Source organism: uncultured Parolsenella sp. (assembly GCF_934660935.1).
Classification (GTDB): domain Bacteria; phylum Actinomycetota; class Coriobacteriia; order Coriobacteriales; family Atopobiaceae; genus Parolsenella.
Genome location: NZ_CAKUIH010000001.1, coordinates 205,246 through 231,452, shown reverse-complemented (window position 1 = coordinate 231,452; position 26,207 = coordinate 205,246). Strand labels below are relative to the sequence as shown.

The following is a 26,207-nucleotide window of genomic DNA, read 5'->3' as shown; positions in this document are numbered from 1 at the left end:
GCCTCGGGCTGCGTGCAACCTGCGTTATTCGGGGAAGGCGAGTTGCGCGGCAACGGGGAATTTGGGGCTCGTGCGGCGAATCCTGGGCTGGTAGCGGGAGAGGCCGTCCACCACGAGCTCGCATGCGGCGGGAAGAGCCTCGGCGCGCCAGCTGGTGACCATGTCTGGGACGACTTCGCCATCGACTTGCATGGGGATGGGCTCGGAGGTCTTGACCTCGATACTTCTGCCCCTAAAGGTCTCAATGCGAGGCCTGTTGCCACGTTCGCCCTTCGGGTCGACGAGGCTGGCGATGAGCGGTCGAATGAGCTGAGCCGTGACGCTCACCTCAAGGACGATGACGTCGAGCAGGCCATCGTCCATGACGCATCCGGGGACCACGTCGACATCTAGCTGGAGCATGGCGTTGTTGGCGACGAGACAGGCGATTCCGTCGCGCTCGTAGGTCTCTCCGTCGACGCTGATTGTGAAGTGGTTGACCTTGGGTGTCGGGTCCGAGAGGGCGGCCATGAAATAGGCGACTTCCCCCATCGTCCTCTTGTTGGGCGCGGCGGCAGCCATGAGCTCTGCATCAAACCCAGTGCCGGCCATGATGGAAAAGCCTCGCTTGGTTGGGCCTTCCGCGCTCTCCCAGCTTGCTTCGCCGAGGTCTGCGCTTATGGTGTCTCCCCATCGACATGCGCGGGCGAGGGCGGCAGGCTCTGGAGAGTTGCCGATATTCGCGAAGAGGAGGTTGGCCGTGCCAGACGGAAACACGCAGGTGGGAACCGCGCGATCGCGCAACATGTAGAGAAGGTTCGAAATCGTCCCGTCGCCGCCGGAGATGACAACCACGTCAAACGTCTCGGCATCGGCGAGGGCCTTCTCGTCAACGTTCTCGTCGTCAAGGACACGCAGCACGCATTCGTCGCCGGGACGAACGAGCTCGCGCTCAAATGCGTAGACCGCGTCTGACCCGAAGCCAGAACGCGGATTATGAACAATGAGGCAGCGCATGGATGGTATCCTCCTGTCTGTGGGCCCAAGGGGGCCACAGCCATGGTAGCCGATTTTGCCCGGTCGTTTTATGGATGCGACGGGGCTGAGGGGTCACGTTTTGTTCATCTCCACATCGGAGGAGCTCAGGCGCTTTTGCGAGCGCGCTGCCTCCTCGAGCGTGCTTGCCGTTGACACTGAGTTTCTTCGTGAGCGCACGTATCGTCCGCGTCTTTGCCTAATTCAGCTTGCTACGTCGGCGGACGATATCGCCGCCGTTGATCCGCTTGCCATCTCCGACCTTTCTCCGGTGGTAGAGCTGTTTGAGAACCCGGCTATTACCAAGGTCTTTCATGCTTGCTCCCAAGATCTTGAAGTCATCGATGGCAGCCTGGGATGTGTTCCGGCTCCTCTGTTCGACACGCAGCTTGCTGCCGCGTTTCTCGGTCAGCGCATGCAACTTGGGTACGGTGGCCTCGTTGAGGCCTACACTGGCGTTCGCCTCGCCAAGGCCGAGAGCCTAACGGACTGGTCTCGTCGTCCGCTTGACCCCGAGCAGCTTACGTATGCTGAAGATGACGTGCGCTACCTTCCGGGTATTTATGAGACTATGCTCTCCGAGCTTGTCGAACGCGACCGTCTCTCGATGGTCCTTCCCGAGATGCAGGCTTTGCTCGACCCGTCTCATTACCGTCACGAGCCGATTGACGCGTTTCGCCACCTCAAGCGAGCCTCGTCGCTCACCCGACGTCAACTTGCCGTGGCGCGCGAGGCCTGCGCTTGGCGAGAGCGCATGGCGTCCAAGCGCGATATCCCGCGCAAATGGGTTCTCTCTGATGAAGTGATGCTCGAGATCTGCAAGCGCGGACCGGCGGATACGGAACGGCTGCGTCGCATTCGCGGAACAGAGCAGCTATCTGAGCGCGATGCTGATGCTCTGGTTCATGCCATATCGCGCGGCGCCGCATGCCAAGCGTCCGATTGTCCGAGTCTTCCTAAGCGCTCGCGTCCGTCTGCCGATCAGGAATGCGTCATCGACCTCATGTACGCCATGGTGCGCATCATTTCCGAGAAGACCGGCGTGGCCGCTCAGCTCATCGCAACGCGCGAAGACCTCCTTGAATTCATGGCTGGGAGAGAGGATGCGTCTCTCGCCTCTGGATGGCGACGCGACATCGCGGGGGAGAAGCTCAAGGGACTCCTCTTGGGCGACTGCGGCCTGACCGTCAAGGACGGTCGAGTGGAGATTCTCTAGGCTACATAGCGCATGTTCTTTTGGGGAGCCGGGTGAGTAGTCCGGCTCCTTTTGTGTCCGGCTTTGGGTACATACTCAAAGAAATTCACTGATTGGGGGTTCGTATGTACTACGGCATGGGCTACGGGATGGGGTATGACACCTCGTACCTCGTCTTGGTTCTTGTGTCTACCCTGCTTGGCCTCGTCACGCAGTCATATATTAAGTCGACGTATAAGATGTGGTCTAAAGTCGGGCTTGATTGCGGGCTTACTGGAGCCCAGGTAGCAGAGCGTATGCTTGCTGACGAAGGCGTCTCCGGCATGAGGATTCAGCCTATCGCGGGTGAGCTAACGGATAACTTCGATCCGCGCTCGAATGTTCTCAACCTTTCGCGTGCCAACCTGAGCGGCGGCTCCGTCGCGAGCGCGGCCGTTGCTTGTCACGAAGCTGGCCACGCGGTCCAGCATTCAAGGGGATACATCCCGGTGAAGGTTCGCTCCGCTCTCGTGCCTATCGTTAACTTCACGTCCAACGTATGGATGATCGTGTTCTTCGCCGGCGTAGCCATTGGTCTTGCTGGCCTTGTGCAGCTTGCCGTCATCCTCTTTGCTTTCTCGGTCATTTTTCAGATCGTGACGCTTCCGGTCGAGTTCGATGCCTCTCGTCGCGCCGTTGCCTATCTCGAGCGTAGCGGCATGAGCGAGACTGCGGTCCGCGGCGCGCGTAAGGTGCTAATCGCTGCGGCACTGACGTACGTTGCTGCCGCGCTCGTGTCGGTGCTCCAGCTTCTCTACTACCTTTCTCGTGTTCAGCGGAGGAATGACTAAATGGCCTGGGGACGCGAGGAGACGAGCGGCAGCATAGACTTCGCATCTGCTGCTCTTGACGCTGCATCGCGAGAGCCAATCTCAGTGAGCTCTGCCGTGGGCGCCGCGAAGGCTCGTGTGGGGGAGATGGGTTCCTTCCTCGTGACCGGTGAGGTCACGGGCTTTAGGGGTCCCAACGCTCGGTCTGGCCACTGCTACTTTCAAGTCAAGGACGAATCTGCTGCGATGGACGTCATCGTATGGCGCGGCGTCTATGCATCGAGTGGCATCGAGCTGCGTGACGGCATGCAGCTCGAACTCCGGGGTAAGTTTGATGTCTACGTCGGGTCTGGCAGGCTTTCGTTTATTGCGAGCCGCATCTCCGTTTCCGGAGAGGGGCTTTTGAGGCAACAGGTTGCTCTTCTTCGAGAGAAGCTCAAGATCGAGGGTCTCATGGACCCGGCTCGCAAACGGCCGATTATGCGTTTTTGCACGCGTGTTGCCGTGGTCACGAGCCTTTCTGGCTCCGTGATCGACGATGTTAAACGGACGCTCCGCCGGCGCAACCCACTTGTTGAGATCGATGCTGTGGGGTGCCAGGTCCAGGGTCCCGGAGCTCCCGCTACCATCATTCGCGCTCTTGAGGTTGCCGCGGCTTCTAATCCAGACGCAATCTTGCTTGTCCGAGGTGGGGGTTCTTATGAGGACCTCATGACCTTCAATGACGAAACTCTTGCTCGGGCGGTTTCCGCTTGTCCCGTCCCCGTCATTACGGGCATTGGCCACGAGCCGGACAACTCGATCTGCGATGATGTTGCGGACCGTCGAACTTCAACGCCCACGGCTGCCGCAGAAAGCGTGGCTCCGGCTCTCGATGAGATTGTGACCTCGATTAACGGGCGTCGGGAGCGCTTGGCGCGAGCTATGGACCTTGCGCTCGCCGCCGATGCGCGCTCTCTCGAGCAGGTCGATACTTCGCTTGCGCGCGGAATGGCGACGCTTCTCGATCGCGAACGGGTCCGGCTCGAAGGCCTTGCCAAACGCCGGTGCCTCACGAATCCGGAGTCCCTCATTGATGATCGTGCCGTCGCTCTCATGCAGTCTGAGCAGCGTCTGGTAGATGCTTTGCCGCGTGCCTTGGGTCGTAAGGCTAGCTCATTGGAAGACTATTCTGTTCGCCTCGACGCTGCGGCATCCCGTATGCTACGTCCTCATGAGGCAATGGTTTCAAGCATGGCGGCGACTTTGGACGCGCTCTCACCTTTGAAGGTCCTCGGGCGCGGATACGCCATCGCTCGCGATGAGGCCGGGCATGTCATCACCGATGCTTCGTCTTTGACCGTTGGAGACTCTGTTAGCGTTCGTGTCGGGGCGGGTAGCTTCGAAGCCTCCGTTACTGGAACCTGTGATTAAATTCGACATAGCTGGTGCTTACCGGCGGAAAGGCGGTTTTGGATATGGCGGATAAGAACTCGGAGGCTCCAGTCGAGGAGCTTTCCTTCAAGGAGGCTTCGATTGAGCTTGAGCAAGTCGTGCGTTCTCTCGAGAGCGGCGATCTTGAGCTTGAGGACGCCCTTGCGCGTTATGCTCGAGGTGTCGAGCTATTGAAAAGCCTTCGCGAGCGTCTTACCAACGCTGAGCAGAAGGTTAAGGTCTTGCTCGACACCACCAGTGAGGTCGTCGCACCTGATACGACGGCAGCCACAAGCGAAGATTAGGAGAAACAATGTCTGATTGCATCTTCTGCAAGATTGCCAACCATGAGATTCCCTCCAACGTTGTATTCGAGGATGACGAGGTTATTGCTTTTCGCGACCTCGACCCTCAGGCCCCGACGCATGTTCTCGTTATCCCCAAGAAGCACTATGCCAACATCTGCGATGGCGTTCCCGCCGAGACTCTCGCTGCCATGACCCATGCTATCTCCGAGGTCGTGAAGGCAGAGGGCCTCGAGGAGTCTGGCTACCGAGTTATCTCTAACGCGGGTGCGGATGCGGGCCAGACGGTCATGCACTTCCACATGCACGTACTCGGAGGCAAGAACCTCGGTATGGGCCTTCTTCCCGAGGACTCAGAGTAGCGGTGCCGCCGGTGATCTTTAATTCGTCTGCGCTCGGTGTCTCGAGTTACCGGGCTTGATTGTTGTCGCGTGATACGCGGCGAAAGGAGTCGTTTTGGAATCTAGAGCCGTCCTTGCTGCAGAACGCCATAAGAAGGGCTACAACTGCGCTCAGGCCGTTGCCTGCACCTATTGCGACCTTGCTGGCGTCTCAGAGGAGGAGGCCTTCCGTTCGACCGAGGCCTTTGGCCTTGGCATGGGCGGGATGCTTGGCACCTGCGGCGCGCTTTCCGGTGCCGTCTACCTCGCTAGTCTCGCCACGAGCGACGGCAACCTCGAGAACCCGTCCACCAAGAAGGCGAGCTACGCCCTCTCTCGCGAGCTCCTCAATCGATTCGAGGAGAAGAACGGTTCCGTGACTTGCCGAGTCCTCAAGGGTCTTGAAGGCGAGGGCTCCGTCGCGGTCCCGTGCCCCATCTGCATCTCAACCGCCTGCGACCTCGTCGAGCAAGTCCTTTTCCCCGACACCTTCCTCAAGTAGCTTTGCCCCCTATGGCAACCCCGCCGCCGCGAGGCCCGCGAGGCCACGCGCGCTATAGCTACAAGAATGCCCCACCTCCGCGCTTCGCCACGAGTTCTCTTGCCGCCGTTCTTGCGGCAAGAGCTTTTTGAGTGGAGAAGCGCGGGGGTGGGGCTTACGGTTTCGGGACTAATGGCGCTAGTACGTCATCCCCATGGCCTCGCAGACCTCGGCCAGGGTAGCCTCGGCAATCTCGTTGGCGCGGCGGTTTCCCTCGGCGAGGACGTCCTTCACGTAGTCAAGATCGTTCTCGTACACGTGACGACGCTCGCGAATCTCGGCGAAGCGATTGTTCACCGCCTCCGTCACGTACTTCTTGAGGGCGCCAGCGCCGCTCATGCCAATTTCCTCTGCGATCTCGACCTCGGAGCGGCCCGTGCAGATGGCGGCGGTGGAGAGCAGACCGGAGACGCCGGGACGGTTCTCGGGGTCAAACGTGATCATGCGCTCACCATCCGTCTGACTCTTCTTGATGCGCTCCGCCGTCTCCTCGGGCGTCATGGAGATGGAGATGGCATTGCCGTAGGACTTGCTCATCTTGCGACCGTCGAGGCCGGGGAGCAGGGGAGTGTCGGAGAGAAGCGCGTTGACCATCGGGAAGACGGGCTTGGTGTCCTTGCAGTAGCGCTTGTTGAATTTGCGGGCAATGGTGCGCGTGAGTTCGATGTGTGGGAGCTGGTCTCGGCCAACCGGAACCACGTTGCCCTTGCAGAACAGGATGTCGCAGGCCTGGTGGACGGGATAGGTGAGGAGCAGGCCGGTAAGCTCGTGGCCGCTCGCCTCCATCTCGGCCTTGACCGTCGGGTTGCGGGAGAGCTCTGCCTCGGAAACGAGCGACAGGAACGGCAGCATGAGCTGGTTTGCCGCAGGCACGGAGGAATGCGTGTAGATCATCGTCTTGTCAGGGTCCAGGCCGCAGGCGAGGTAGTCCATGACCATGTTATAGACGTTGTCGCGGATGTGCTCGGTCGTGTCACGGTCCGTGATGACTTGGTAGTCCGCGATGAGGACGTTGGTGTGGACGCCCATGTTCTGAAGCTCGACGCGGCTCTGCAGGGTGCCAAAGTAGTGGCCGAGGTGGAGGCGACCCGTCGGGCGGTCTCCAGTGAGCATCGTGTAACGCTCGGGGTGCTCGGGCAGGTCCGTGCGGATGCGGTTGCTGCGCTCGAGGGCAACCTCATAGCTTCCTTCGTTGGGCATGTCTCTTCCTCCCGGCGCTTCGCGCGCCATTGTGTTAATCCTCCGGCCTGTAATCCCGGAGTATGGTCGTCATATGCTGTCCAATGGTACGCCATCCTTGACTGAAGGTCGAATCTTGAGCTCCTTGTGTGGGGACTCGGGCCGTTCGCCGAAAGATGGGCGATAGTTGTTTTCTTCGCATTTATTCCATAGGCCTTAGACCTGCTGAAACACAATATCTTGGGGTATAAGAAATTAAACCGCCAGCGGGTTGTATCTATCTTGCCAATGTCAAGTCTTCTTTTGTCTTGTTGGTGCGTTAGGATGGAGCCTGCCGGACGCGAGCATGGCAGGCTCCATCCTAACGCGCCTGGTGTTCGAAGCGTTATTTTGCGTACAGATTTGCCTCGCGGCCAGTCCGCGACTTGAATTGGAGGCATGCAATGAAGATCGTCAAGCGAAACGGCTCAGAGGTCACCTTTGATGTGACCAAGATCGTCTCCGCCATCGAGCGTGCCAATATCACCGTTCCGCCCGAGCAGCGTCTCACGCACCAGCAAATTCTCGATGCCGGCGACGCTGTTGAGGCTGAGGCTCTTGCCTGCGGTCACACCGTTACGGTTGAGGAAGTACAGGACATGGTCGAGGACCAGATCATGGCCAAGGGCTCCTTCTCGGTTGCTCGCAACTACATCACCTATCGTTATGTTCAGGGCCTAAAGCGCCAGAACAACACGACGGATGACAAGATCCTCTCCCTTATCGAGTGCAACAACGAAGAGGTCAAGCAGGAGAACTCGAACAAGAACCCTACGGTCAACTCTGTTCAGCGTGACTACATGGCCGGCGAGGTCTCCAAGGACCTCACCATGCGCATGCTCCTGCCCGAGGACGTCGTGGAGGCTCACAACGAGGGCGTCATCCACTTCCATGACTCGGATTACTATGCCCAGCACATGCACAACTGTGACCTCGTGAACCTCGAGGACATGCTCCAGAACGGTACCGTCATTTCCGGCACCCTCATCGAGAAGCCCCACAGCTTCTCGACTGCCTGTAACATCGCCACGCAGATCATCGCCCAGGTCGCATCCTCGCAGTACGGCGGCCAGTCCATCTCGCTGACGCACCTCGCTCCGTTCGTCGAAGTCAGCCGTCAGAAGATTCGTCGTGAGGTCCTGCGCGAGCTTGCGACCCTTGGGGTCGAGGCTTCCGAGGAGAAGGTCTCCGAGGTTGTCGAGGTTCGCCTGCTCGACGAGATCCGCCGTGGTGTCCAGACCATTCAGTATCAGGTCGTCACACTCATGACCACGAACGGGCAGGCACCGTTCGTGACGGTCTTCATGTACCTCAACGAGGCCCGTAACGCCCAGGAGAAGCATGACCTCGCGCTTATCATCGAGGAGACGCTGCGCCAGCGCTACGAGGGCGTCAAGAATGAGGCGGGCGTCTGGATCACGCCTGCGTTCCCCAAGCTCATCTACGTGCTCGAGGATGACAACATCAGGCCTGGCCAGAAGTACTACCACCTGACGCAACTTGCCGCCAAGTGCACGGCCAAGCGCATGGTGCCCGACTACATCTCCGAGAAGAAGATGCGCGAGCTCAAGCTCTCCCTTGGTGAGACCCCGGGCAACGGCGACTGCTATACCTGCATGGGTTGCCGTAGCTTCCTCACGCCGGATCGCACGGGCAATGGCTATGACAACGTCGCCCGCGCCCTCAACTATCAGCCTGGCAAGCCCAAGTACTATGGTCGCTTCAACCAGGGTGTCGTGACGATCAACCTTCCGGACGTGGCACTTTCGTCTCAGGGCGACGTCGATGAGTTCTGGAAGATCTTCGACGAGCGCCTCGAGCTCTGCCACAAGGCCCTTCGCTGCCGTCACGACCGCCTCAAGGGCACGCTCTCCGATGCCGCGCCCATTCTCTGGCAGTATGGCGCCCTGGCGCGTCTGCCCAAGGGCGCCCCAATCGACCCGCTGCTGTACGGCGGCTACTCCACCATCAGCCTTGGCTATGCGGGCCTCTACGAGTGCGTGAAGTTCATGACTGGTCACTCTCATACCGATCCGGAGGCCACGCCGTTTGCCCTTGCCGTCATGCAGCGCATGAACGACAAGTGCACCGAGTGGAAGCAGGCCGAGAACATCGACTACTCCCTCTACGGCACGCCTCTTGAGTCGACGACGTACAAGTTCGCCAAGTGCTTGCAGCGCCGCTTTGGCATCGTGCCCGGCATCACCGACCACGGCTACATCACGAACAGCTACCACGTGAACGTCCGCGAGGAAATCGACGCCTTCACGAAGCTCAAGTTCGAGAGCGAGTTCCAGCGCCTCTCTCCGGGCGGAGCCATCTCTTACGTCGAGGTTCCCAACATGCAGGATAACCTCGAGGCTGTTATGAGCCTGCTGCAGTACATCTACGACAACATCATGTACGCCGAGCTCAACACCAAGAGCGACTATTGCCAGGAGTGCGGCTACGACGGCGAGATTAAGATTGTCGAAGATGATGGCAAGCTCGTTTGGGAGTGCCCGCACTGCGGCAACCGCGACCAGAGCAAGCTCAATGTTGCCCGTCGTACCTGTGGTTATATCGGTACGCAGTTCTGGAATCAGGGTCGCACCGAGGAGATCCGCGATCGCGTTATGCACCTTTAGACTCGGAGGGCCCCGTGGCATGAGCCTTGCGGGGCCCTCTTGTGTACCGAGAGCCCGAAACACCATGGGGGAGAGCCGTGAACTACGGAGCCATTAAATACTGTGACATCGCAAACGGAGTGGGCGTGCGTACGTCGCTGTTCGTCTCGGGCTGCCGTGTTCACTGTCCGGGATGCTTCAACGACGAGGCGCAGAGCTTCACGTTCGGCAAGCCCTTCACACAAGAAGTAGCAGACGAGATTATCGAGAGCCTTCGACCTTCCTACGTTCGTGGCCTGTCGCTTCTTGGCGGTGACCCCATGGAGCCTGAGCACCAGGAGGAACTCCTCGCGCTGTGCGAGCTCGTTATCCGTGAGCTGCCCGAGAAGGACATCTGGTGTTACACGGGCTACGTCTACGACCGCGACCTTGTGCCTGGCGGTAAGCGATACCTCGAGAATGTCACTGACGAATTGCTCGACTGTATCGACGTTCTCGTTGATGGGCCATTCGTTGCGAACGAGAAGGACATCACGCTTCGCTTCCGCGGGTCATCCAACCAGCGCCTCATCGACGTTTCTAAGACGCGCGAGACGGGTCAGATCACACTCTGGGACGACGGCCCCGTGTTCGGCACGCATTCCATGTAATGGCTGGTCTAAGAGGGGTGTAAGGTGGCTTTGTTGCAGTCACCGGGTCTGGTTTGCAATGACCGTAATCCCCTAGCAATCATCAACAATGCGCCCTCTCCTCGAACATCAATGGAGGAAAGGGCGCATCTGTTTTTCGCTGATGAGGAAACTGAAAATGCTGCTACATCCCGAGGTGGGCAGCCAGGTCGAGGATTGCCTTGCGATAGCCCTCGATTCCCATGCCGGTGACAGTCTCGAAGCAGGCCTGGCGAACGTAGGAGACTTGCCTGAAGTCCTCGCGGGTTTCGACATGAGAGATGTGGACCTCAACGCAGGGGATGGAGACTGCCTTTAGGGCGTCGAGAATTGCAATCGAGGTGTGAGTGTAGGCAGCGGGGTTCATGACGATGCCGTCGTACGTCCCAAGGGCGGCTTGGATCTCGTCGACGATTGCGCCCTCGTGGTTACTCTGGTAGCACTTGATATCCCTAAAGCCTGCTTCGGCGGCGGCCGCCTTGCAGGTGCGCACTAGGGCGGCGTAGTCAGCCTTTCCATAGATGCTCGGCTCGCGAATGCCAAGCATATTGATGTTCGGGCCGTTGATCACGAGGAGCGAGCGACCCTCGGTCTTCTTGAGTGCTGAGGAATCGCTCACCTTGGTTGAAGAGTTGTCGAGGAAGGCGCGCAGGGCGTCGAGGTCCTCCTCCTCAAGCCTTTTGTCATCAATGGCGGCTTGCTGCTGGGCGCGGTAGGACATACGTCTTCCCGGAGTGATGACAACGCGTTCTACTCGCGAGTTCTTCGCAGGTTCCTCATCATGTTTCTCGTCGCGATTCGATTCACTGTCAATTACAAGCGGGTTGGCGCATGCATTGCAGCTTTCGTTAAGTTCGATTTCAGACAGAATCGCAAACTCGCGTGAGACCCCCTCAATGGAGGCGGGTCCGAGAACAACCTCAATGCCGGAGGTACCTCGCGTCGTGGTGCCCAATACGCCCCGAATGCCGCGAAGGCCATCCGCATCAACGGCAGACGGATCAGTGAGGGTGAGCCTGAGGCGCGTGAGGCATGTCATTACGCTCACGACGTTGCCCTTGCCTCCGATAGCGGCAAGAATGCTAGTGGCCACGTCCTTGTAGTTCATGCTCTTTCCCCCACGTACCCTTCGACGCTAATTGGATGGGCCTGAAACAAGGCCCTAAATCGTTATATATAGTTCGTTACGTTCTCACCAAATGGCCGCATCGTCACTCGAGAATTGCGATTCAAGTTGTCGACGGTTGACAATCGGCGGGTGAACGGTTGTTTAGATGCTTAAGCGCTTGATAATCTCCAAAGCGTCTCCACGGGCCGAGCCCGTGCAGGTGACCACCATATCCGCCCATGAAACATAGAGTGGCATGCGCCTTCTCGCCAGTTCCTCGACTCCCGACGCTTGGGAGATGGGCCTTCCTTTGCTAGATAGTTCGCTCAAGGGCCTGTCGAGCATGACGATGGTGCCGTTTTGGTGCATGAGGCGGTAATTCTCCGGCCTTGTGACGACCCCTCCGCCTGTGGACAACACGAGCCCACTCCTGCTTGCGTAGGTGGAGAGCACTTCCGTCTCCATCTCTCGGAACTCGTCCTCGCCTGATTCACGAATGACGTCGGCGGGAGACTTGTCGAAGCGTTCGGAAAATGCGTCATCGAGGTCTATGTGCTCGCGCCCACAAATTTTGCCGAGTTGTCTGCCGCAGGACGACTTCCCGCTACCCGGCATGCCGATAAGAACGATGTTTCCCGTGCTCGCATGGATGTCGTCTAGGATGTCCGTCGCGATCGCATGTTCAAGCTCGTGCCCCTGGAAGAGCTCGCTTGCGAAAAGAGCCTGACCAACCAACATCGCGAGGCCAGATTCGTTTGCGATGCCTAGATCCTCCGCGTCAAGGCAGATGCCTGTCCTCGTCGGGTTGTAGACGACATCGAGCACGCCAACGAGGCTCTTCATCTGCGAGAGCGTATCTTTGGCAACGGGAGAGGCCGGACAGTTGGGATACATACCCACGGGCGTCGTGTTCACAATCAGCGAGGCGTCGCTATGGCGCTCCAAAAGCGTCTCGTAGGTGTCGACGCCCGTGCGTGAGATTACGCTGACGTGAGCGTTTACGTCTTCCAACGCGGCGCGAATCGCCTGGGAGGCGCCTCCGGATCCAAAGACGAGAACGCTTTTGGCGGCGAGAAGCTCGCTTGCGGTCTTGTCAAACTCTCGGTTTGCGAACCGCTCTAACATCCAGGCAAAGCCGAGGATATCGGTGTTGTCCGCGAGGATGGTGCCATCCTGCTGGCGTACGAGGGTGTTGGCCACGCCCAGACGTTCGACGCGGCTGGTCCTGACATCGGCAAGCTGCGCCGCATCCTGCTTGTAGGGGATGGTCACGTTCAGCCCGCGCCAAGCCCCGTTGACAATGAAATCTCTCACCTGGTCGGGCTCGCGCTCTATCAGGACGTAGGGAACGCTTCCGAGACGCTCATGAATGACGGGGCTCCAACTGTGTCCGAGCTTACGTCCGAGAAGACCGTAGGTGATGGGTGACGTGCCGTCCCACATGACGTTGCCGTTCATTAGACAAGCTCCGAATAGCTGCCGAGATAGCGGTACTCCTCGCATACGTCATCGAGGGATGCGATGAGCGAGGCGAACTCGGGCGCGGCGACGGGGCACTCTACGTCGAAGTAGAACATGAAGTCAAAGTCAGAGTTGGGGATGGGCCGGCTCTCGAGCTTTACGAGGTTGATGTCAAGGGCGTAGAAGCGCGCGAGAACCTTGTAGAGACTGCCCGGGTCATTCTTGGTGACGACCATGAGAGAGGTACGGTCGGCGCCAGGATAGATCTCGAGGTCCTTGGCGATACAAGCGAAGCGCGTGTAGTTTGCGTCGCTGTCCTGCACGTTGCGGGCGAGGGCGACGAGGTTGTAGAGCTCGGCGCAGGAACGGCTGGAGAGAGCGGCGACGTCGGTCCTGCCGCTCTCGGCAACCATCTTGGCGGCAGCGGCAGTGTTTTCGGCGACGTGAACGGTCACATTGGGCAGCGAGTCGAGGAACTGTCGGCTTTGGTTGATTGCTTGTTGGTGGCTGTAGATGTCACGGATGCCTTCGAGTTTGGCACCGGGGAGGGCGAGCAGGTTGTGATCGACCTTGATCCTCACGCTGCGCACGATCGAGAACTTATGGCGCATCATGAGGTCGTATACCTGATTGACGGTGCCGGCCGTCGAGTTTTCGACGGGGAGTACGCCATATTTGCAAAAGCCCTGGTCGACGGCGCGGAAGACTCCCTCAAACTCCTCAAAATAGCTGATGCTCGCGTGTTTGAAGAGCCTGTCTGCGGCATGTTGGGAATAGGCCCCTTCGACACCCTGACAGGCTACGAAGGCGGACTGGGGGAATAGCGCCGGCGTATCGGCCACGGCCCTACTGATCTGACCGGCAAGAGGGGAGTCCTGGTTATTCTCCGCGCTCTGCTGTGCGCGAGAGATCTCCATGATCAGATTGAAGAGGACTTGCGAGTAGTCCCTGAGGGGCTCCGGAACCTTCGATGCAACATCGGCGAGCTTCGCGCGCTCGCGTCCCCTATCGAGAACGGGCTTGTTGTTGGCGCGCTTATACTCCGCGACCTCGTGCGTGCATTGCATGCGCTGGGTGAACAGATCGCAGATCTGCGTATCAATGGCGTCAATGCGCTTTCTGATTTCGGAGAGATCTTGCATGGTGCTCCTGTCGATGGATGTGGGGCTAGATTGCGTCCTGCGTCGAGTCGACGCTTAGTCTTTCGGGTGCGGGCATGGGGAACTTACCTTCTTCTACGAGGGCGTCGAGAAGAGCGAGGGCACAAACAGCCTCGACGACGGGGACCGCCCGCGGGACGATGCAAGGGTCATGACGCCCACGTACCTTGAGGCGAGCGTTTGCGCCCGTGGCGAGGTCGACGCTGTCCTGCTCGATGCCGATCGATGGCGTTGGTTTGATCGCGCAACGCCAGATGATCGGGGCCCCGGTGGTGATGCCTCCGAGGATGCCGCCGGCGTTGTTCGTCTGCGGCACTACGCTTTCGTACTCGTAGCGATACGGGTCGTTATTCTCGGACCCGCGAAGGGTGCTCGCGTCAAAGCCTGCGCCAAATTCGACTCCCTTTACAGCCGGGATGCCAAAAGCCGCCTTCGCGATGCGATTTTCGATGCCATCGAACATCGGGTCGCCAACTCCGACGGGCATGCCGTAGGCGGCGCATTCGATAACGCCGCCAACGGAATCCCCCTCCGCCTTGGCGGTCATGATGCTCTCGTACATCGCGCCCGCAGCCGCCTTGCTCACGCAGGGGAGGGCGTTGGAGAGAATCGACTTGCGCTGATCTTCCGAGAAGGCAAGCGGATCCAAAGGCTCGTCAGTGACCTTCTCCGGGCCAAGCTGGGCGATGTGAGCGACGATCTTAATTCCAAGGCTGGACTCGAGCGCCTGGAGGGCGATTCCTCCCGCGATGCAGAGCGGCGCTGTGAGTCGCCCGGAAAAGTGCCCTCCACCGGCAACGTCATGGTGATTGCCATAGCGAACGAACGCCGGGTAGTCTGCGTGACCCGGACGGGGAACGCGGCGAAGGCCTTCGTAGTCCTGGCTGCGTGTGTTGGTGTTCTGGATCTCCGCGCAGAGCGGTGCTCCACAGGTGTGGCCATTTGCGAGGCCGGAGACGAATCGCGGCCTATCCGCCTCACGACGGGGCGTCGAGGTGGCACCGCGCCCCGGAGCGCGTCTGTCCAGAAAGGACTGGAGTTCCTCGAGGTCTACTTCGATGCCCGCTGGCAGGCCTTCGACGACGCAGCCGATCGCCTCGGAGTGAGACTGGCCGAACACGGTGACGCGAACGCTATCTCCAAAGGTCGAAGACATGGAAAGCCTCCCTAGGCGATTTCGACGACGCCGCCGAGCTGTCGGTAGTCTTCGAAGAACTTGGGGTAGGACTTCTCGACGCATTGGGCCCCGAGAATGGTGACGGGCCCGGTGCAGCGAGAGGCAGCAATGGCGGCCATCATGGCGATGCGGTGATCGTTGGCGGCGTCAACGACGCCACCAGGGAGGCTGTCTCGTCCGTTGACAACGATGTCGTCACCCTCGCTGGTGATGTCAGCGCCAAGGGTGGAAAGACCGGCTACCACGGTCTCTACTCGATCGGACTCCTTGAGGCGAAGCCTCGCGCAGCCGGTGAGACGCGTCTTGCCAGGCGCGAGCGCGGCGACGGCGGCTAGTGGGGGGACGAGGTCGGGGAAGTCCGCGACATTCATCTCGCAACCCTGGGGAGCTCCGGAGTGAACGGTTGCAACCCCACGCGTGCGACAGACCTGGGCTCCGAGCTTTGCGAGCGCCGCGAGCATGGAGCGGTCGCCCTGACGGCTGGCAAGGTCGAGGCCCTCAACGGAGACGCCATGCCCGAGCGCTCCAGCGGCAAGCCAGAACGCCGCGTTGGACCAGTCTCCCTCAACAGAGACCTCGCCGGGGGAGCGATATGGGGTGGAGGGGGAGACGGCAAAGACGGTATAGTCGGTGTTCTGGTCGCGCTCGCTTGTCTCTGTGACGTGAACCCCGAACTGCTCGAGCGCGCTAATCGTCAGGTTGACGTAGGGGCGGCTTTCGATGGGCATCGTCACGCGAATCTCCGAGGGACCCTCGAGATGGGGAGCCGCGAGCAGAAGGCCGCTGACGTATTGCGAGCTGACGTTTCCGGGGAGCTCAAAGCGCCCGTTGCGGAGCTTGCCGGAAACCTTGAGTGGGAAGGTGCCCTGCTCGGTGAGGTCGCAACCGCCAGCGATCAGCTCTTCGTAGAGGGGCGAGAGCGGCCTTTCCGCAAGGCGCCCGTGGCCCGTGAGCGCAGCGTCGCAGCCGAGGGCTGCGACTACGGGTAGCAAGAAGCGTTCCGTGGATCCAGACTCGCCACAGTCTAGGACCGCCCCGTAAGCGCCGGTGCGGATGTTGTCAGACGAAGGCGCGCCAGGGAGTGGCGCAACCTTTAGGAAGTCACCCTCGCGTTCAATTGAGGCGCCAAGGGAGTTGAGGCAAGAAATGGTGGCCTCGATGTCCTTTGACGAGGTGGTGCAGCGTATCTTCGTGGGGCCCGGGCAGAGAGCGGCACAGATGAGCAGTCTGTGGGCCATCGACTTGCTGGCGATAGCCTCAATCGAGCCCTCGATCTCGTGCGGGGTGATGATTACGTCCATTGACGAAGTCTCCTAGTTGACGCTTGACTGGCTCTGGTCTTCGACGGCGAAGCCGATGCGTGCGGTGCCGCAGCCTTCATCGACGAGGCGGGCGAATTCGGCCATGCTTACGCGGCGAATCTCGACCTTGCCAATGCGGGTAGGCAAGATGACGTTTACGCCGTCACCATGGCGCTTCTTGTCTGACATCGCAAGATTCACGATGACGTCATGAGGCAGGCGTGTGTCTGTCGGGAGCCCATGCGCGTCGACGACTCGCTCGATGCGAGTTGCAACCTCTGGATCGCAGATTCCTTCGGCGGCGGCAGCTCGAGCGATGGCGCAGAGACCTATGGCGACGCAGGTGCCATGCCCTAGCGCGAAGTCGTTTGCGGTTTCGATGGCGTGGCCGATCGTGTGCCCGAGGTTGAGGGTTTGGCGAATGCCACGCTCCTGCTCGTCGGCATTGACTACGTCACGCTTGATCTCAACGTTTCTCGCGATGACGCGCGCCAGCCTTTCGGCCGGGACGCCCTCGGAGGTAAGAGGCTCACTTTCGAGGTCATCGAATAGGGACGGGTCTGCAAGTACACCATGCTTGATGACCTCGCCACATGAGTCTCGGAAGAGGTTTTGCGGAATGGTTTTCAAGCAATTGGGGTCTGCGATGACTGCCCGAGGCTGCCAGAATGCGCCGGCAAGATTTTTGCCTGCCTCCAGGTCAATCGCTGTCTTGCCTCCGACGGATGAATCGACCATCGCGAGAAGGCTGGTGGGGACCTGGACGACGGAGCAGCCCCTCATGTAGCAGGCAGCAGCAAAGCCCGCGAGATCTCCCGTGACCCCTCCGCCAAGGGCAACGACGACATCGTCACGGGTTAGTCCCGCTGCGGCAATTGCCTCGAGGCAAGCTGCCCATGTCGATGGCCTTTTGGAAGCCTCTCCCGCCTCGAAGACAAATTGGGACGTCGTATAGCCCGATGCTTCGAGAGAGGTGCGAACTTGGTCCATGTAAAGCGGGGCCACGTTGGTGTCGGATACGATGAAGGCATTCTCACCGCCGGCAGCTTCTCGTACGAGTTCGCCCGCGCGAGTGATGACTCCGGGAGTCACGTGGACGTCGTAAGACCTTGATGTTGTGTCAACGCGAACGATCACGTCGTTGGAGGCTGAGCCCATTAGACCTCCTCCTCCTTTGCGAGGTCGGCACGCTTGATGCGGTCGCCCTCGGCAAGAAGGTCCGTTAGACGGCTAGCATCGCGCTTCTCCAGAGCGTCCTTGTATTTGGAGAGCTCGGTGATGATGATCCCGATTTCGTTAGCGAGGTTGTCGGCGTCATCGAGGAATAGCTCGCACCACATCGTTGGGTTGAGCCTCGCCACGCGGGTGAGGTCCTTGTAGGAACCGGCGGAGAAGCCGTCGCGAAGCCCGAGGGTGGGGCTCTTCACGTAGGCGTTCGACACGACATGCGCAAGCTGCGAGGTGTAGGCGATGACTCGGTCGTGGCGTTCGGGCGTGGTAACCGTGAACTTATCGAACCCGCACGGAGCGAGAAGGCCCTCGAGGCGATCTACGAGGGAGAGGCACTCGACACCCCTCACCTCGGGCGCGGGGCAGACGACCATCGGTGCCCCCTCGAACATGTTCGCTCGGGAGTGCGCATAGCCTGAGAACTGGGTTCCCGCCATGGGGTGGCAACCAATAAAAGTGACGCCAAACTCGCGCGCGATCTCGAAGCAAGGCTCACAGATGGAACGCTTCACGCCGCCCGTGTCGATGACGATGGCGCCTGAGTTCACAAGGTTTGCGTGCTCGCGAAGCCAAGCAACGCACGCTTCTGGATAGCAGGCAAGAACGATGAGCTCACAGGTGCCGATGATCTCGTCGGTGAGCACGCCAGTGGTGGTCTCGATGGCGGCGAAGCTCGTGATCTCCTCGTTTGGGTCATAGGCATAGACCTCGCGGCCGCCCTTGGCTAGGGCGCGCGCGAATGAGCCGCCGATGAGGCCCAGGCCAACGATGCCCGTGCGGCCTGGTACGATCGAGGGAGACTCAGTCTCGGGATGAGCGTTGCCTTCCACCATCATTTACTCGACCTCCATCGTGACTGCCTCGCGGACGGTGGCGATGCGCGTCATGGCGTCCTTGAACTGCGCGGGCGTGAGTGCCTGCGCACCGTCGGACCAGGCGTGCTTCGGGTCGTCGTGAACCTCGATCTCCAGGCAATCGGCGCCTGCGGCGGTTGCGGCGAGGGCCATCGGGGTGACATAGCGTGTGTGGCCCGTTGCGTGGCTCGGGTCGGCGCAGACCGGCAGGTGTGAGAGGTCATGGAGGACGGGGACGGCGGAGAGGTCGAAGGTGTTCCTCGTGTGGGTCTCAAACGTGCGAATGCCTCGCTCGCAGACGATGACGTTGGGGTTGCCCTCGCTCATGATGTACTCGGCGGCCATGAGGAGCTCGTCGATGGTGCCGGAGATGCCGCGCTTGAGTAGGATGGCGGCATTGGTCTTGCCAACCTCCTTGAGCAGGGGGAAGTTCTGGGCGTTGCGGGCGCCGATCTGCCAGACTTCAATGCCGTGCGACACGAAGGTGTCGACGTCGCGAGGGTCCATGATCTCAGTCACGATGGGCATGTCGAGCTCGTCTCGAGCCTCGCAGAGAAGGTCCAGGCCCTTTTCGCCCATGCCTTGGTAAGCGTAAGGGGAGGTGCGGGGCTTATAGGCGCCGCCGCGAAGAAGCGTAGCTCCGGCGGCCTTGACTTGGCGGGCGATGTTGATGAGATTCTCGCCCTCCACGGAGCAGGGGCCGGCGATGACGTGGAAGGTGCCTCCGCCGATCTTCACGCCGTGGCCGCAGTCGACGACGGTGTCGAGCGGGTGAAACTTACGATTGGCCTTCTTGAAGGGCTCGGAGACGCGCTGAACGCGCTCGATGATATCCATGCCCTCGATAAGGTACGGGTCAATCTGGGTGGTGTCGCCTACGAGGCCGACGATCGTCGCGTTATAGCCCTTGGACACATGGGCATCGAGGCCCTTGCCGTGAATCCAGGAGACAAAGTGGTCAAGCTGCTCTGGTGTGGCGGTGTCCTTGACGACGGCGATCATGCGATTCTCCTTTGGCGCTGTCTGGGGTCAACCCGAGTTTTAGTTAGTTGACTGATGGTACTACAGCGCCCGACGCGAACCTCGCGCGAAACAGAGATGTAATGACTGCATACAAGAAAGGCCCCATAGCTGGGGCCCTGATCAAACGAATGGTGCTCTATGTGGGATATCCACGCCTTCGCTTCGCGAAGTCGCGTGCCCTTCGGTGCTTTGCACCTCGACGCGGCCCCTCTCGGGTTCGAATCCCACCGCACTGCACTGCATACAAGAAAGGCCCCATAGTTGGGGCCCTGGTCAAACGAATGGTGCTCTCTGTGGGATTCGAACCCGCGACCTTTCGCTCCGGAGGCGAACGCTCTATCCAGCTGAGCTAAGAGAGCATGCAACTTCATGCGAGTGTGCGAAAGAGAGTATAGGGCATGTAGCGCAATTCGGCGGGGATGGCTGCCTGATTCTTCAACGTTTCAAGTATGTAAGTGTTTTTAGCTTTCGATTTTTGTGACCCACTAGTCCGTACAATAAGCACTTACGGATTGTTGAGCGGAGGCATGATAACACTGGGTACGCAAGATATCGAAATCGTCGCACCTGAGTTCAAGGGCCTTTCTTCGGCTGAGGTCGAGGACCGTGTCGCCGACGGTCGCGTCAATGCTGACGCTGGTCCGCAAACTAAGACCATCCCTCAGATCATTGCAACTCATGCGTTCACGCTGTTCAACGGTATCAACATCATCCTTGCCTGTCTGGTGGCGTACACGGGCGCCTGGCGCAATCTTACGTTTCTCTGCGTCGTGCTCTCTAACCTCGCTATCGGCGTTGTCCAGGAGATCCGCTCTAAGCGGATCATCGACAAGCTCTCGATTCTGGCGGAGCGCCCCGTCACGGTTCGTCGCGATGGCGGAGATGTCGAAGTCGGGCATGCCGAGGTCGTTCTTGATGACCTGCTCGTTTTGCGACGCGGTGACCAGGTCTCTGCTGACGCCGAGGTTGTTTGGGGAGGGGCTGGCCTTAACGAGAGCCTGTTGACAGGCGAGAGCAAGCCTGTTGCCAAGTCGATTGGCGACACGCTTATGAGCGGTAGCTTTCTTGACTCTGGTTGCGTTGTTGCGCGCGTGACGGATGTTGGCGCGGATTCCTATGCCGCTCGCATAAACGCCGAGGCTAAGTACATCAAGAACACCAAGAGCGAAATCATGACGACGCTCCAGATGATCATCCGGACGTCTACGTGGCTCCTCGCTCCCATCGGCCTTGCCTTGTTTATTCGCACGCTTAAGGACGGATATGGCCTCAATGACGCGATCCTTACTACGGTGTCTGCGCTTGTTGGCATGATTCCGCAAGGTCTCGTTCTTCTCACTTCAACGGTTCTCGTCATCTCTACTGCAAGGCTTGCGAGGAAGAGCGTTCTCATCCAGCAGTTCTATTGCATCGAAATGCTCGCCCGCGTCGATGTTCTCTGCCTTGATAAGACCGGAACCATTACGTCTGGATCTATGGACTTCGAGCGCGCCATTGGCGTGCCGGGTCACAGCTCCGCCGACGTCGAGTTTGCGGCCGCGTGTGTTAGCCGTGCTAGCAGCCATGACGCCAACGAGACGGCTACCGCCATCCTTCGCCATGCTGATGAGACGGGCATCGACACTCCGGATTACCAGCGCGTCGTGGGCTTTTCGAGTGCGCGCAAGTATTCCGGGTGCGTTACCGCTGATGGCCGAGCGCTGGTCATGGGCGCGGCGCAGTTCGTGTTCGCTGGCGGCGTGCCCCGGGAGATTTCCTCCGCGCTCGCTTCTTCGGGCGAGAGGGAACGCGTGCTCGTTCTCGCGGAGTGCGACGGTTTCGACGGCGAGGACGCAATTCTTGGTGCCCCTAGGCCCCTCGGAATCATCTCCATCTCTGACCATATTCGAACGAATGCTCCTGCAACGATTAAGTACTTCACGGAGCAGGGGGTACAGCTCAATGTCATTTCGGGCGACGACCCCCGCACGGTCTCAAGCATTGCCGCCGAGGCTGGCGTGCCCGATGCAGACAAGTGGGTTGACGCCTCGACGCTCGTAACTCCCGAGGACGTCAAGCGCGCGGCGCTAAAGTACCGCGTGTTTGGTCGCGTGACCCCCCAACAGAAGCGCGAGCTCGTCCTTTCGCTTCGCAGGGCGGGCCATACCGTGGCAATGACGGGTGACGGCGTGAATGATGTCCTGGCGCTTCGCGAGGCTGACTGCTCTGTCGCCATGGCGTCTGGCTCTGATGCGGCGCGCAATGTCGCCGAGGTCGTCCTTGTTGACGACGACTTCGCCCACATGCCTGACGTCGTCGCAGAAGGTCGCCGTGCGATCAACAATCTCGAGAGGTCTGCCTCGCTCTTCCTCGTCAAGACCGTCTTCTCCGCCGTTCTGGCCGTTCTATGCGCCTTCATTCCTCCTTATCCGTTCCAGCCGGTTCAGATGTCGCTTATCTCGACCGCCATCATCGGCATTCCGTCCTTCGTCCTGGCTCTGGAGCCCAATCGCGAGCGCGTGAGGGGCAACTTCCTTGGCAACGTGCTCGCTCGTTCCGTGCCCGCGTCCCTCGCGATCGTTCTCGCCGTGGGCGTAGCCTCAGGGTTCTTGGAGCATTTCGGCCTAACGCGCGATCAGATCTCCACCGTGTGCGTGGTCCTGACGTGCCTGGTTGGCTTCAGCCTCGTCGTTCGAATCTCACTGCCGCTCAACTCGCTTAGGGGCGCTCTGCTCGTCGTCGTCGTTGCCATCGTTGTATTTGGCTGCACTATTGCGGGACCGTTCTTCTGTATCGTCTCTCCGACGTCTGGAATGATCGTCGCAATCGCCGCCATCGGAGTGGTCTCGCTTCTCCTCTTCAACCACCTCTTCAGCCGCGGCGTTGCTCTTGCCACGGAGGACGAGGGCTACGCGCGCTTCATGAGTGCAATCGAGAATAGTGATAAGGGACGTGATTCAAATGACAAATGAGACCTTTGCCAGTGCCGTTGTGGCCGCGAGGAATCCTAAGACCCTCGATGTATCTGGTATTAGCAGGGGCTATATCGACGTTTCCGGCATTCCCGGAGCGTCTGAGCTTCCCGCTTGTCTTCTCACGCTTCTCGAGAACGTCGTTAGGCGAGCCGAGACTGACGAGGAGGCCATCGCTTCGGTCGAGCGAGTTCTTGTGGCTGCCCGCTCCGGCTCGGCTGGTGATGAGGTCATGTTCATGCCCGCCCGCGTCCTTTTCCAGGACTTCACCGGCGTTCCGGTGTTCGTCGACTTTGCCGCTATGCGTGACGCCATGGCGGCGCGTGGGGGAGACCCCTCTCGCGTGAACCCTCGCATTCCTTGCACGCTTATCATCGATCACTCCGTTGCCGCCGATGTCTCGGGTTGTACGACTGCCGCCGCTGAGAATCTCGCTATCGAGGCGAAGCGCAACCGCGAGCGTTTCTCGTTCCTCAAGTGGGCTGGTCGCTCGTTTGACAACGTCGAGATCGTTCCGCCCGGCGGCGGCATCTGCCACCAGCTCAACATCGAGCGTTTCTGCCAGGTCGTCTCCACTGACGCCCTTTGGGAGGGCGAGGGCGAGCTCGCGTGCTTCGACACCGTCGTCGGCACGGACTCTCACACCCCCACCGCCAATGGCATCGGCGTCCTTGGCTGGGGTGTCGGTGGCATTGAGGCCGAGGCGGCGGCCCTCGGCCAGCCCATCACCATGCGTGTCCCCGAGGTCGTCGGTCTTCATCTGACGGGTCGCCTGCGTGACGGCATCTCGGCTATGGATCTTGCCCTTACGGTTGCTCAGAGGCTTCGCGCCGAGGGCGTCGTGGGTTGCCTCGTCGAGGCTTTTGGTGAGGGCGTTTCCACGCTTTCCGTTACTCAGCGCGCTTGCGTATCCAACATGACGCCCGAATACGGCGCTACCTCTACTTTGTTCCCGATCGACAACAACGTCCTTGATTATCTTCGCCTTACTGGCCGCGACGACGCGGAGATCTCCTTCGTCGAGGCCTATGCCCGAGCGCAGGGCGTCTTCGGTGGCGTTAGCGGGCGTACCTATGCGCGCGTGGTCGAGCTCAACCTCTCCGAGGTCGAGCTCTCGCTCGCTGGTCCTTCGAGGCCCCATAACCGCGTGACGCCCGCAGGACTCAAGGTTCGCTTTGAGGAGAACGCCGCCAAGCACGGCCATGGCGATGCCACCGCAACCTGGCACGTTGCTTGCGCCGATGGCGTGGAGTATGACCTCGGACACGGCACGCTCGCCATTGCCGCCATCACCAGCTGCACGACGGCGACAGACCCCGCGATGATGGTCGCCGCCGGCCTCACCGCCCGCGCCGCCCACAAGGCGGGTCTTAAGGCCAAGCCCTGGGTCAAGCGTATCCTCGCACCCGGCAGCCATGCCGCGGCAGACATTCTCAAGCGCGCGGGCCTCCTTGGCGACCTTCAGGCGCTTGGCTTCTATACCTGCGGCTTTGGTTGCATGAGTTGCATCGGCAACTCCGGAGATATCCTTCCTGCCCTCAAGCCGATCGCAGCCGACTGCGAGCTTACGAGCGTCCTCTCTGGTAACCGCAACTTTGACGGCCGCATCTCTCCCGATGTGGCGCAGAACTTCCTCGCGCAGCCCGCGGTTGTCGTGGCCTATGCGATTGCTGGCACGATGGACGTCGACCTTACGGTCACGCCGCTCGGTACGGACGCATCTGGCGCTCCCGTCATGCTTTCTGACATCCTGCCGTCTACCGAGGAAATCGACGCCGTTCTTGCCGAGGTCCTTACTCCTGAGGTTTATTCCCTCGGCATGAAGGGCCTTATGGAGGGGGATGCCACGTGGCGCTCTATCGAGGCGTCTGCGACTGACACGTTCAATTGGGACGAGACGTCGACCTATGTCCGTTGTCCGCCCTACTTCGAGATGGCTCAGTCCCAGCAGGAGTTTGGCATTTGTGGTGCGCGCGCCCTTGCCCTCTTTGGCGATTTCGTCACCACGGACCACATCTCTCCAGCGGGTGCGATCGCCACTGATTCTCCTTGCGCGCGCTATCTTAACGAACGAGGCGTTGAGCAGGCAGATTTCAACACCTATGGTGCCCGTCGAGGCAATCATGAGTGCATGGCGCGAGGAACCTTCGCCAACGTGAAGCTTGAGAACAAGCTTGCCGGCCGTCCTGGCCCCTTTACGCTTGACCAGCTTTCCAACGAGGTCGTGAGGGTATTTGACGCCGCCGAGGATTACAACCGTGTTGGCGTGCCTCTCGTCATCGTCGCTGGTCGTATGTATGGCTCTGGTTCGAGCCGTGATTGGGCGGCGAAGGGTCCGATGCTTCTCGGCGTGCGCGCGGTGATAGCCGAGAGTTTCGAGCGCATCCATCGCTCGAATCTTGTTCAGATGGGCATGCTGCCCCTCGAGTTTGCCGAGGGAGAGGGCGCTTCCTCGCTTGGGCTTGATGGCACCGAGGTGTACGAGATTGACGCCGTCGACCTCTCGTCGGGTCTTCCTGCGAGTCGCACCACCAACGTTCGAGCCACGAAGGAAGACGGTACGGTTGTTGAGTTCTCTTGTGTCGTGCGCGTAGATACCGCTCTTGAGGGTAGATTCCTCGCATCCGGCGGCATTCTTCCCTATGTTCTTGAGGAGCTTTCGTGATTTGTCCTTCTTGCGGGTCCGTTATACCTGACGGGCTCTCTGTTTGCCCAGCTTGTCACGCGGACCTTGCCATGACTCGCGTTATGCCCAAACTTTCAGGTACCTGGTGCTCCTCCTGCGGCGCGCTCGTGCCCGCGGGAGCCGCCGCGTGTCCTAAGTGCGGCATGCCGGTCGAGACGTCTCGCGTTAGCTCGGCCGCAGAACAGATGGAGCATAGGCGTGCCGAGGATCGTGCGCTCGAGCGCGAACGCACGTCCTCGCTGCCGCGTATTGAAAGCGCCATTCCTTCGGAGCCTGATCCTTCGGCAGAGTCTGCCTATGGCCGCGAGAGACTGCCTCATACGAAGGTGTTCGCTCTCGCCGCCATTGCGAGCCTGCTTCTTGTTGGCGGTCTTACGCTTGTCATTACGCATCCGTGGAATCCGAACCTGAATGACACTCGCGCCACGACGCCGGCGGACACCTCGCAGGCAGGCTTCCCCGGTACGATATCCGCCCTGCAGGGCCAGGATAAGGTTTCTGGTGCGACATCGGCCGAAAGTGCCGACGACCTGACATACAACTCGCTCCTCTCGGCCTATGAGAGCCTTAAGGATATTTCGGACAGGGCGGACGACCTCGAGTCGAGACTCGACACTACGGGCATCTCGGGATCATATGAGGATCGCTCCGCTGCTCTTGAGGAGGCAAAGCAGCTTTCGCTTGATGCCAGCAACGTCGCGACGACGATTTCTAACATTGATGTGGTGACGACGGGTACCTATGCGGACCAGAAGACCAACGTCTCTACGTTGGCTAGCTGGCTTAGGAACCGCGTTGAGGCTATTTATGACGCGTGGGAAGTCTCTGCAGGCTCCTCTGATCCGTCTGCGGATAAGAGCAAGATTCTCGCTCCCATGGTCGGGAACAGGGAATCTGATGGCTCTGAGTCATACGTCAATCTGTTCAAGAAGAACTATGACGCTTGGAAGCCGGTGCAGAGATAAAACCGGCCTTTTGGGTCCTTCAAAATAGTGTTCGCTAGGAGCGTTCGAGGAGGCTTAAATGTTCTTCGGGCGCTTCGCGTCTCAATGTGGCGTGCCGAATGTGTGAACAGTCTCTCGTGCTGCTAGAATCATCTAGATAAGT

General features: G+C 59.9%; 21 protein-coding genes and 1 tRNA gene. 11 read left to right on the top strand and 11 right to left on the bottom strand.

What is annotated here, in order from left to right:
* Positions 1-24: 24 nt before the first annotated feature.
* Positions 25-996 carry a diacylglycerol kinase family protein gene (locus Q0H23_RS01070; RefSeq protein ID WP_293834757.1) on the bottom strand — a complete coding sequence of 324 codons (972 nt, stop codon included), beginning with the start codon at positions 994-996 and terminating at the stop codon, positions 25-27.
* Positions 997-1,096: 100 nt separating this feature from the next.
* On the opposite strand from Q0H23_RS01070, the gene rnd reads away from it, so the two are divergent.
* From rnd to Q0H23_RS01040, 6 genes are all read left to right on the top strand, one after another.
* Complete coding sequence (rnd, locus tag Q0H23_RS01065; RefSeq protein ID WP_293834754.1) at positions 1,097-2,230, top strand: ribonuclease D; 1,134 nt, start codon at positions 1,097-1,099, stop codon at positions 2,228-2,230.
* A 104-nt stretch (positions 2,231-2,334) separates the two neighbouring features.
* Entirely contained in the window at positions 2,335-3,039 is a 705-nt protein-coding gene (locus Q0H23_RS01060; protein ID WP_293834752.1) for a zinc metallopeptidase, read from the top strand.
* Complete coding sequence (gene xseA, locus Q0H23_RS01055; protein WP_293834749.1) at positions 3,040-4,431, top strand: exodeoxyribonuclease VII large subunit; 1,392 nt, start codon at positions 3,040-3,042, stop codon at positions 4,429-4,431.
* A gap of 44 nt (positions 4,432-4,475) precedes the next feature.
* Positions 4,476-4,736: an exodeoxyribonuclease VII small subunit gene (xseB, locus tag Q0H23_RS01050; RefSeq protein ID WP_293834746.1), complete on the top strand. Its 261-nt coding sequence runs from the start codon at positions 4,476-4,478 to the stop codon at positions 4,734-4,736.
* Positions 4,737-4,744: 8 nt separating this feature from the next.
* A complete protein-coding gene (locus Q0H23_RS01045; protein WP_293814540.1) occupies positions 4,745-5,098 on the top strand; it encodes a histidine triad nucleotide-binding protein in 354 nt (117 codons plus the stop codon).
* A 94-nt stretch (positions 5,099-5,192) separates the two neighbouring features.
* Positions 5,193-5,618 (top strand): C-GCAxxG-C-C family protein, encoded by a 426-nt coding sequence (locus tag Q0H23_RS01040; RefSeq protein ID WP_293834743.1) that lies wholly within the window; start codon positions 5,193-5,195, stop codon positions 5,616-5,618.
* Positions 5,619-5,795: 177 nt separating this feature from the next.
* Here Q0H23_RS01040 and trpS read toward each other — a convergent pair whose 3' ends face one another.
* The gene (trpS, locus tag Q0H23_RS01035) at positions 5,796-6,857 is read right to left on the bottom strand and encodes a tryptophan--tRNA ligase (protein WP_293834741.1); all 1,062 of its coding nucleotides are present in this window, start codon (positions 6,855-6,857) and stop codon (positions 5,796-5,798) included.
* A gap of 422 nt (positions 6,858-7,279) precedes the next feature.
* On the opposite strand from trpS, the gene nrdD reads away from it, so the two are divergent.
* Positions 7,280-9,502, top strand: coding sequence for an anaerobic ribonucleoside-triphosphate reductase (nrdD, locus tag Q0H23_RS01030; RefSeq protein WP_293834739.1), 2,223 nt, complete (start codon positions 7,280-7,282; stop codon positions 9,500-9,502).
* Between the two features lie 77 nt (positions 9,503-9,579).
* Positions 9,580-10,131 (top strand): anaerobic ribonucleoside-triphosphate reductase activating protein, encoded by a 552-nt coding sequence (gene nrdG, locus Q0H23_RS01025; RefSeq protein WP_293834737.1) that lies wholly within the window; start codon positions 9,580-9,582, stop codon positions 10,129-10,131.
* 163 nt (positions 10,132-10,294) lie between these two features.
* On the opposite strand, the gene Q0H23_RS01020 is transcribed toward nrdG, so the two are convergent.
* The 9 genes from Q0H23_RS01020 to Q0H23_RS00980 all read right to left on the bottom strand — a co-directional run bounded on the left by Q0H23_RS01020 (position 10,295) and on the right by Q0H23_RS00980 (position 19,822).
* Complete coding sequence (locus tag Q0H23_RS01020) at positions 10,295-11,257, bottom strand: type II 3-dehydroquinate dehydratase (RefSeq protein ID WP_293834735.1); 963 nt, start codon at positions 11,255-11,257, stop codon at positions 10,295-10,297.
* 162 nt (positions 11,258-11,419) lie between these two features.
* Positions 11,420-12,715, bottom strand: a complete 1,296-nt coding sequence (locus Q0H23_RS01015; RefSeq protein WP_293834733.1) for a shikimate kinase — start codon at positions 12,713-12,715, stop codon at positions 11,420-11,422.
* Positions 12,715-13,860: a bifunctional chorismate mutase/prephenate dehydratase gene (locus Q0H23_RS01010; protein WP_293834731.1), complete on the bottom strand. Its 1,146-nt coding sequence runs from the start codon at positions 13,858-13,860 to the stop codon at positions 12,715-12,717. The genes Q0H23_RS01015 and Q0H23_RS01010 overlap by 1 nt, the downstream gene beginning before the upstream one ends.
* Before the next feature lie 25 nt (positions 13,861-13,885).
* Positions 13,886-15,034: a chorismate synthase gene (gene aroC / locus Q0H23_RS01005; protein WP_293834729.1), complete on the bottom strand. Its 1,149-nt coding sequence runs from the start codon at positions 15,032-15,034 to the stop codon at positions 13,886-13,888.
* Between the two features lie 11 nt (positions 15,035-15,045).
* Positions 15,046-16,356 carry a 3-phosphoshikimate 1-carboxyvinyltransferase gene (gene aroA / locus Q0H23_RS01000; protein WP_293834727.1) on the bottom strand — a complete coding sequence of 437 codons (1,311 nt, stop codon included), beginning with the start codon at positions 16,354-16,356 and terminating at the stop codon, positions 15,046-15,048.
* Positions 16,357-16,368: 12 nt separating this feature from the next.
* Positions 16,369-17,514 (bottom strand): 3-dehydroquinate synthase, encoded by a 1,146-nt coding sequence (aroB, locus tag Q0H23_RS00995; RefSeq protein WP_293834725.1) that lies wholly within the window; start codon positions 17,512-17,514, stop codon positions 16,369-16,371.
* Positions 17,514-18,422, bottom strand: a complete 909-nt coding sequence (locus Q0H23_RS00990; protein WP_366509933.1) for a prephenate dehydrogenase — start codon at positions 18,420-18,422, stop codon at positions 17,514-17,516. Before Q0H23_RS00990 ends, aroB begins: the two co-directional genes overlap by 1 nt.
* Complete coding sequence (aroF, locus tag Q0H23_RS00985) at positions 18,423-19,442, bottom strand: 3-deoxy-7-phosphoheptulonate synthase (RefSeq protein WP_293834723.1); 1,020 nt, start codon at positions 19,440-19,442, stop codon at positions 18,423-18,425.
* A 303-nt stretch (positions 19,443-19,745) separates the two neighbouring features.
* Positions 19,746-19,822: transfer RNA gene (locus Q0H23_RS00980), tRNA-Arg, on the bottom strand.
* 168 nt (positions 19,823-19,990) lie between these two features.
* Here Q0H23_RS00980 and Q0H23_RS00975 point away from each other — a divergent pair.
* From Q0H23_RS00975 to Q0H23_RS00965, 3 genes are read left to right on the top strand one after another with little or no spacing between them, the layout of a single operon-like run.
* Complete coding sequence (locus Q0H23_RS00975) at positions 19,991-22,414, top strand: HAD-IC family P-type ATPase (protein WP_293834721.1); 2,424 nt, start codon at positions 19,991-19,993, stop codon at positions 22,412-22,414.
* The gene (gene acnA, locus Q0H23_RS00970; RefSeq protein ID WP_293834719.1) at positions 22,404-25,079 is read left to right on the top strand and encodes an aconitate hydratase AcnA; all 2,676 of its coding nucleotides are present in this window, start codon (positions 22,404-22,406) and stop codon (positions 25,077-25,079) included. The genes Q0H23_RS00975 and acnA overlap by 11 nt, the downstream gene beginning before the upstream one ends.
* Complete coding sequence (locus tag Q0H23_RS00965) at positions 25,076-26,065, top strand: zinc ribbon domain-containing protein (protein WP_293834717.1); 990 nt, start codon at positions 25,076-25,078, stop codon at positions 26,063-26,065. Before acnA ends, Q0H23_RS00965 begins: the two co-directional genes overlap by 4 nt.
* The last annotated feature ends 142 nt before the right edge of the window (positions 26,066-26,207 follow it).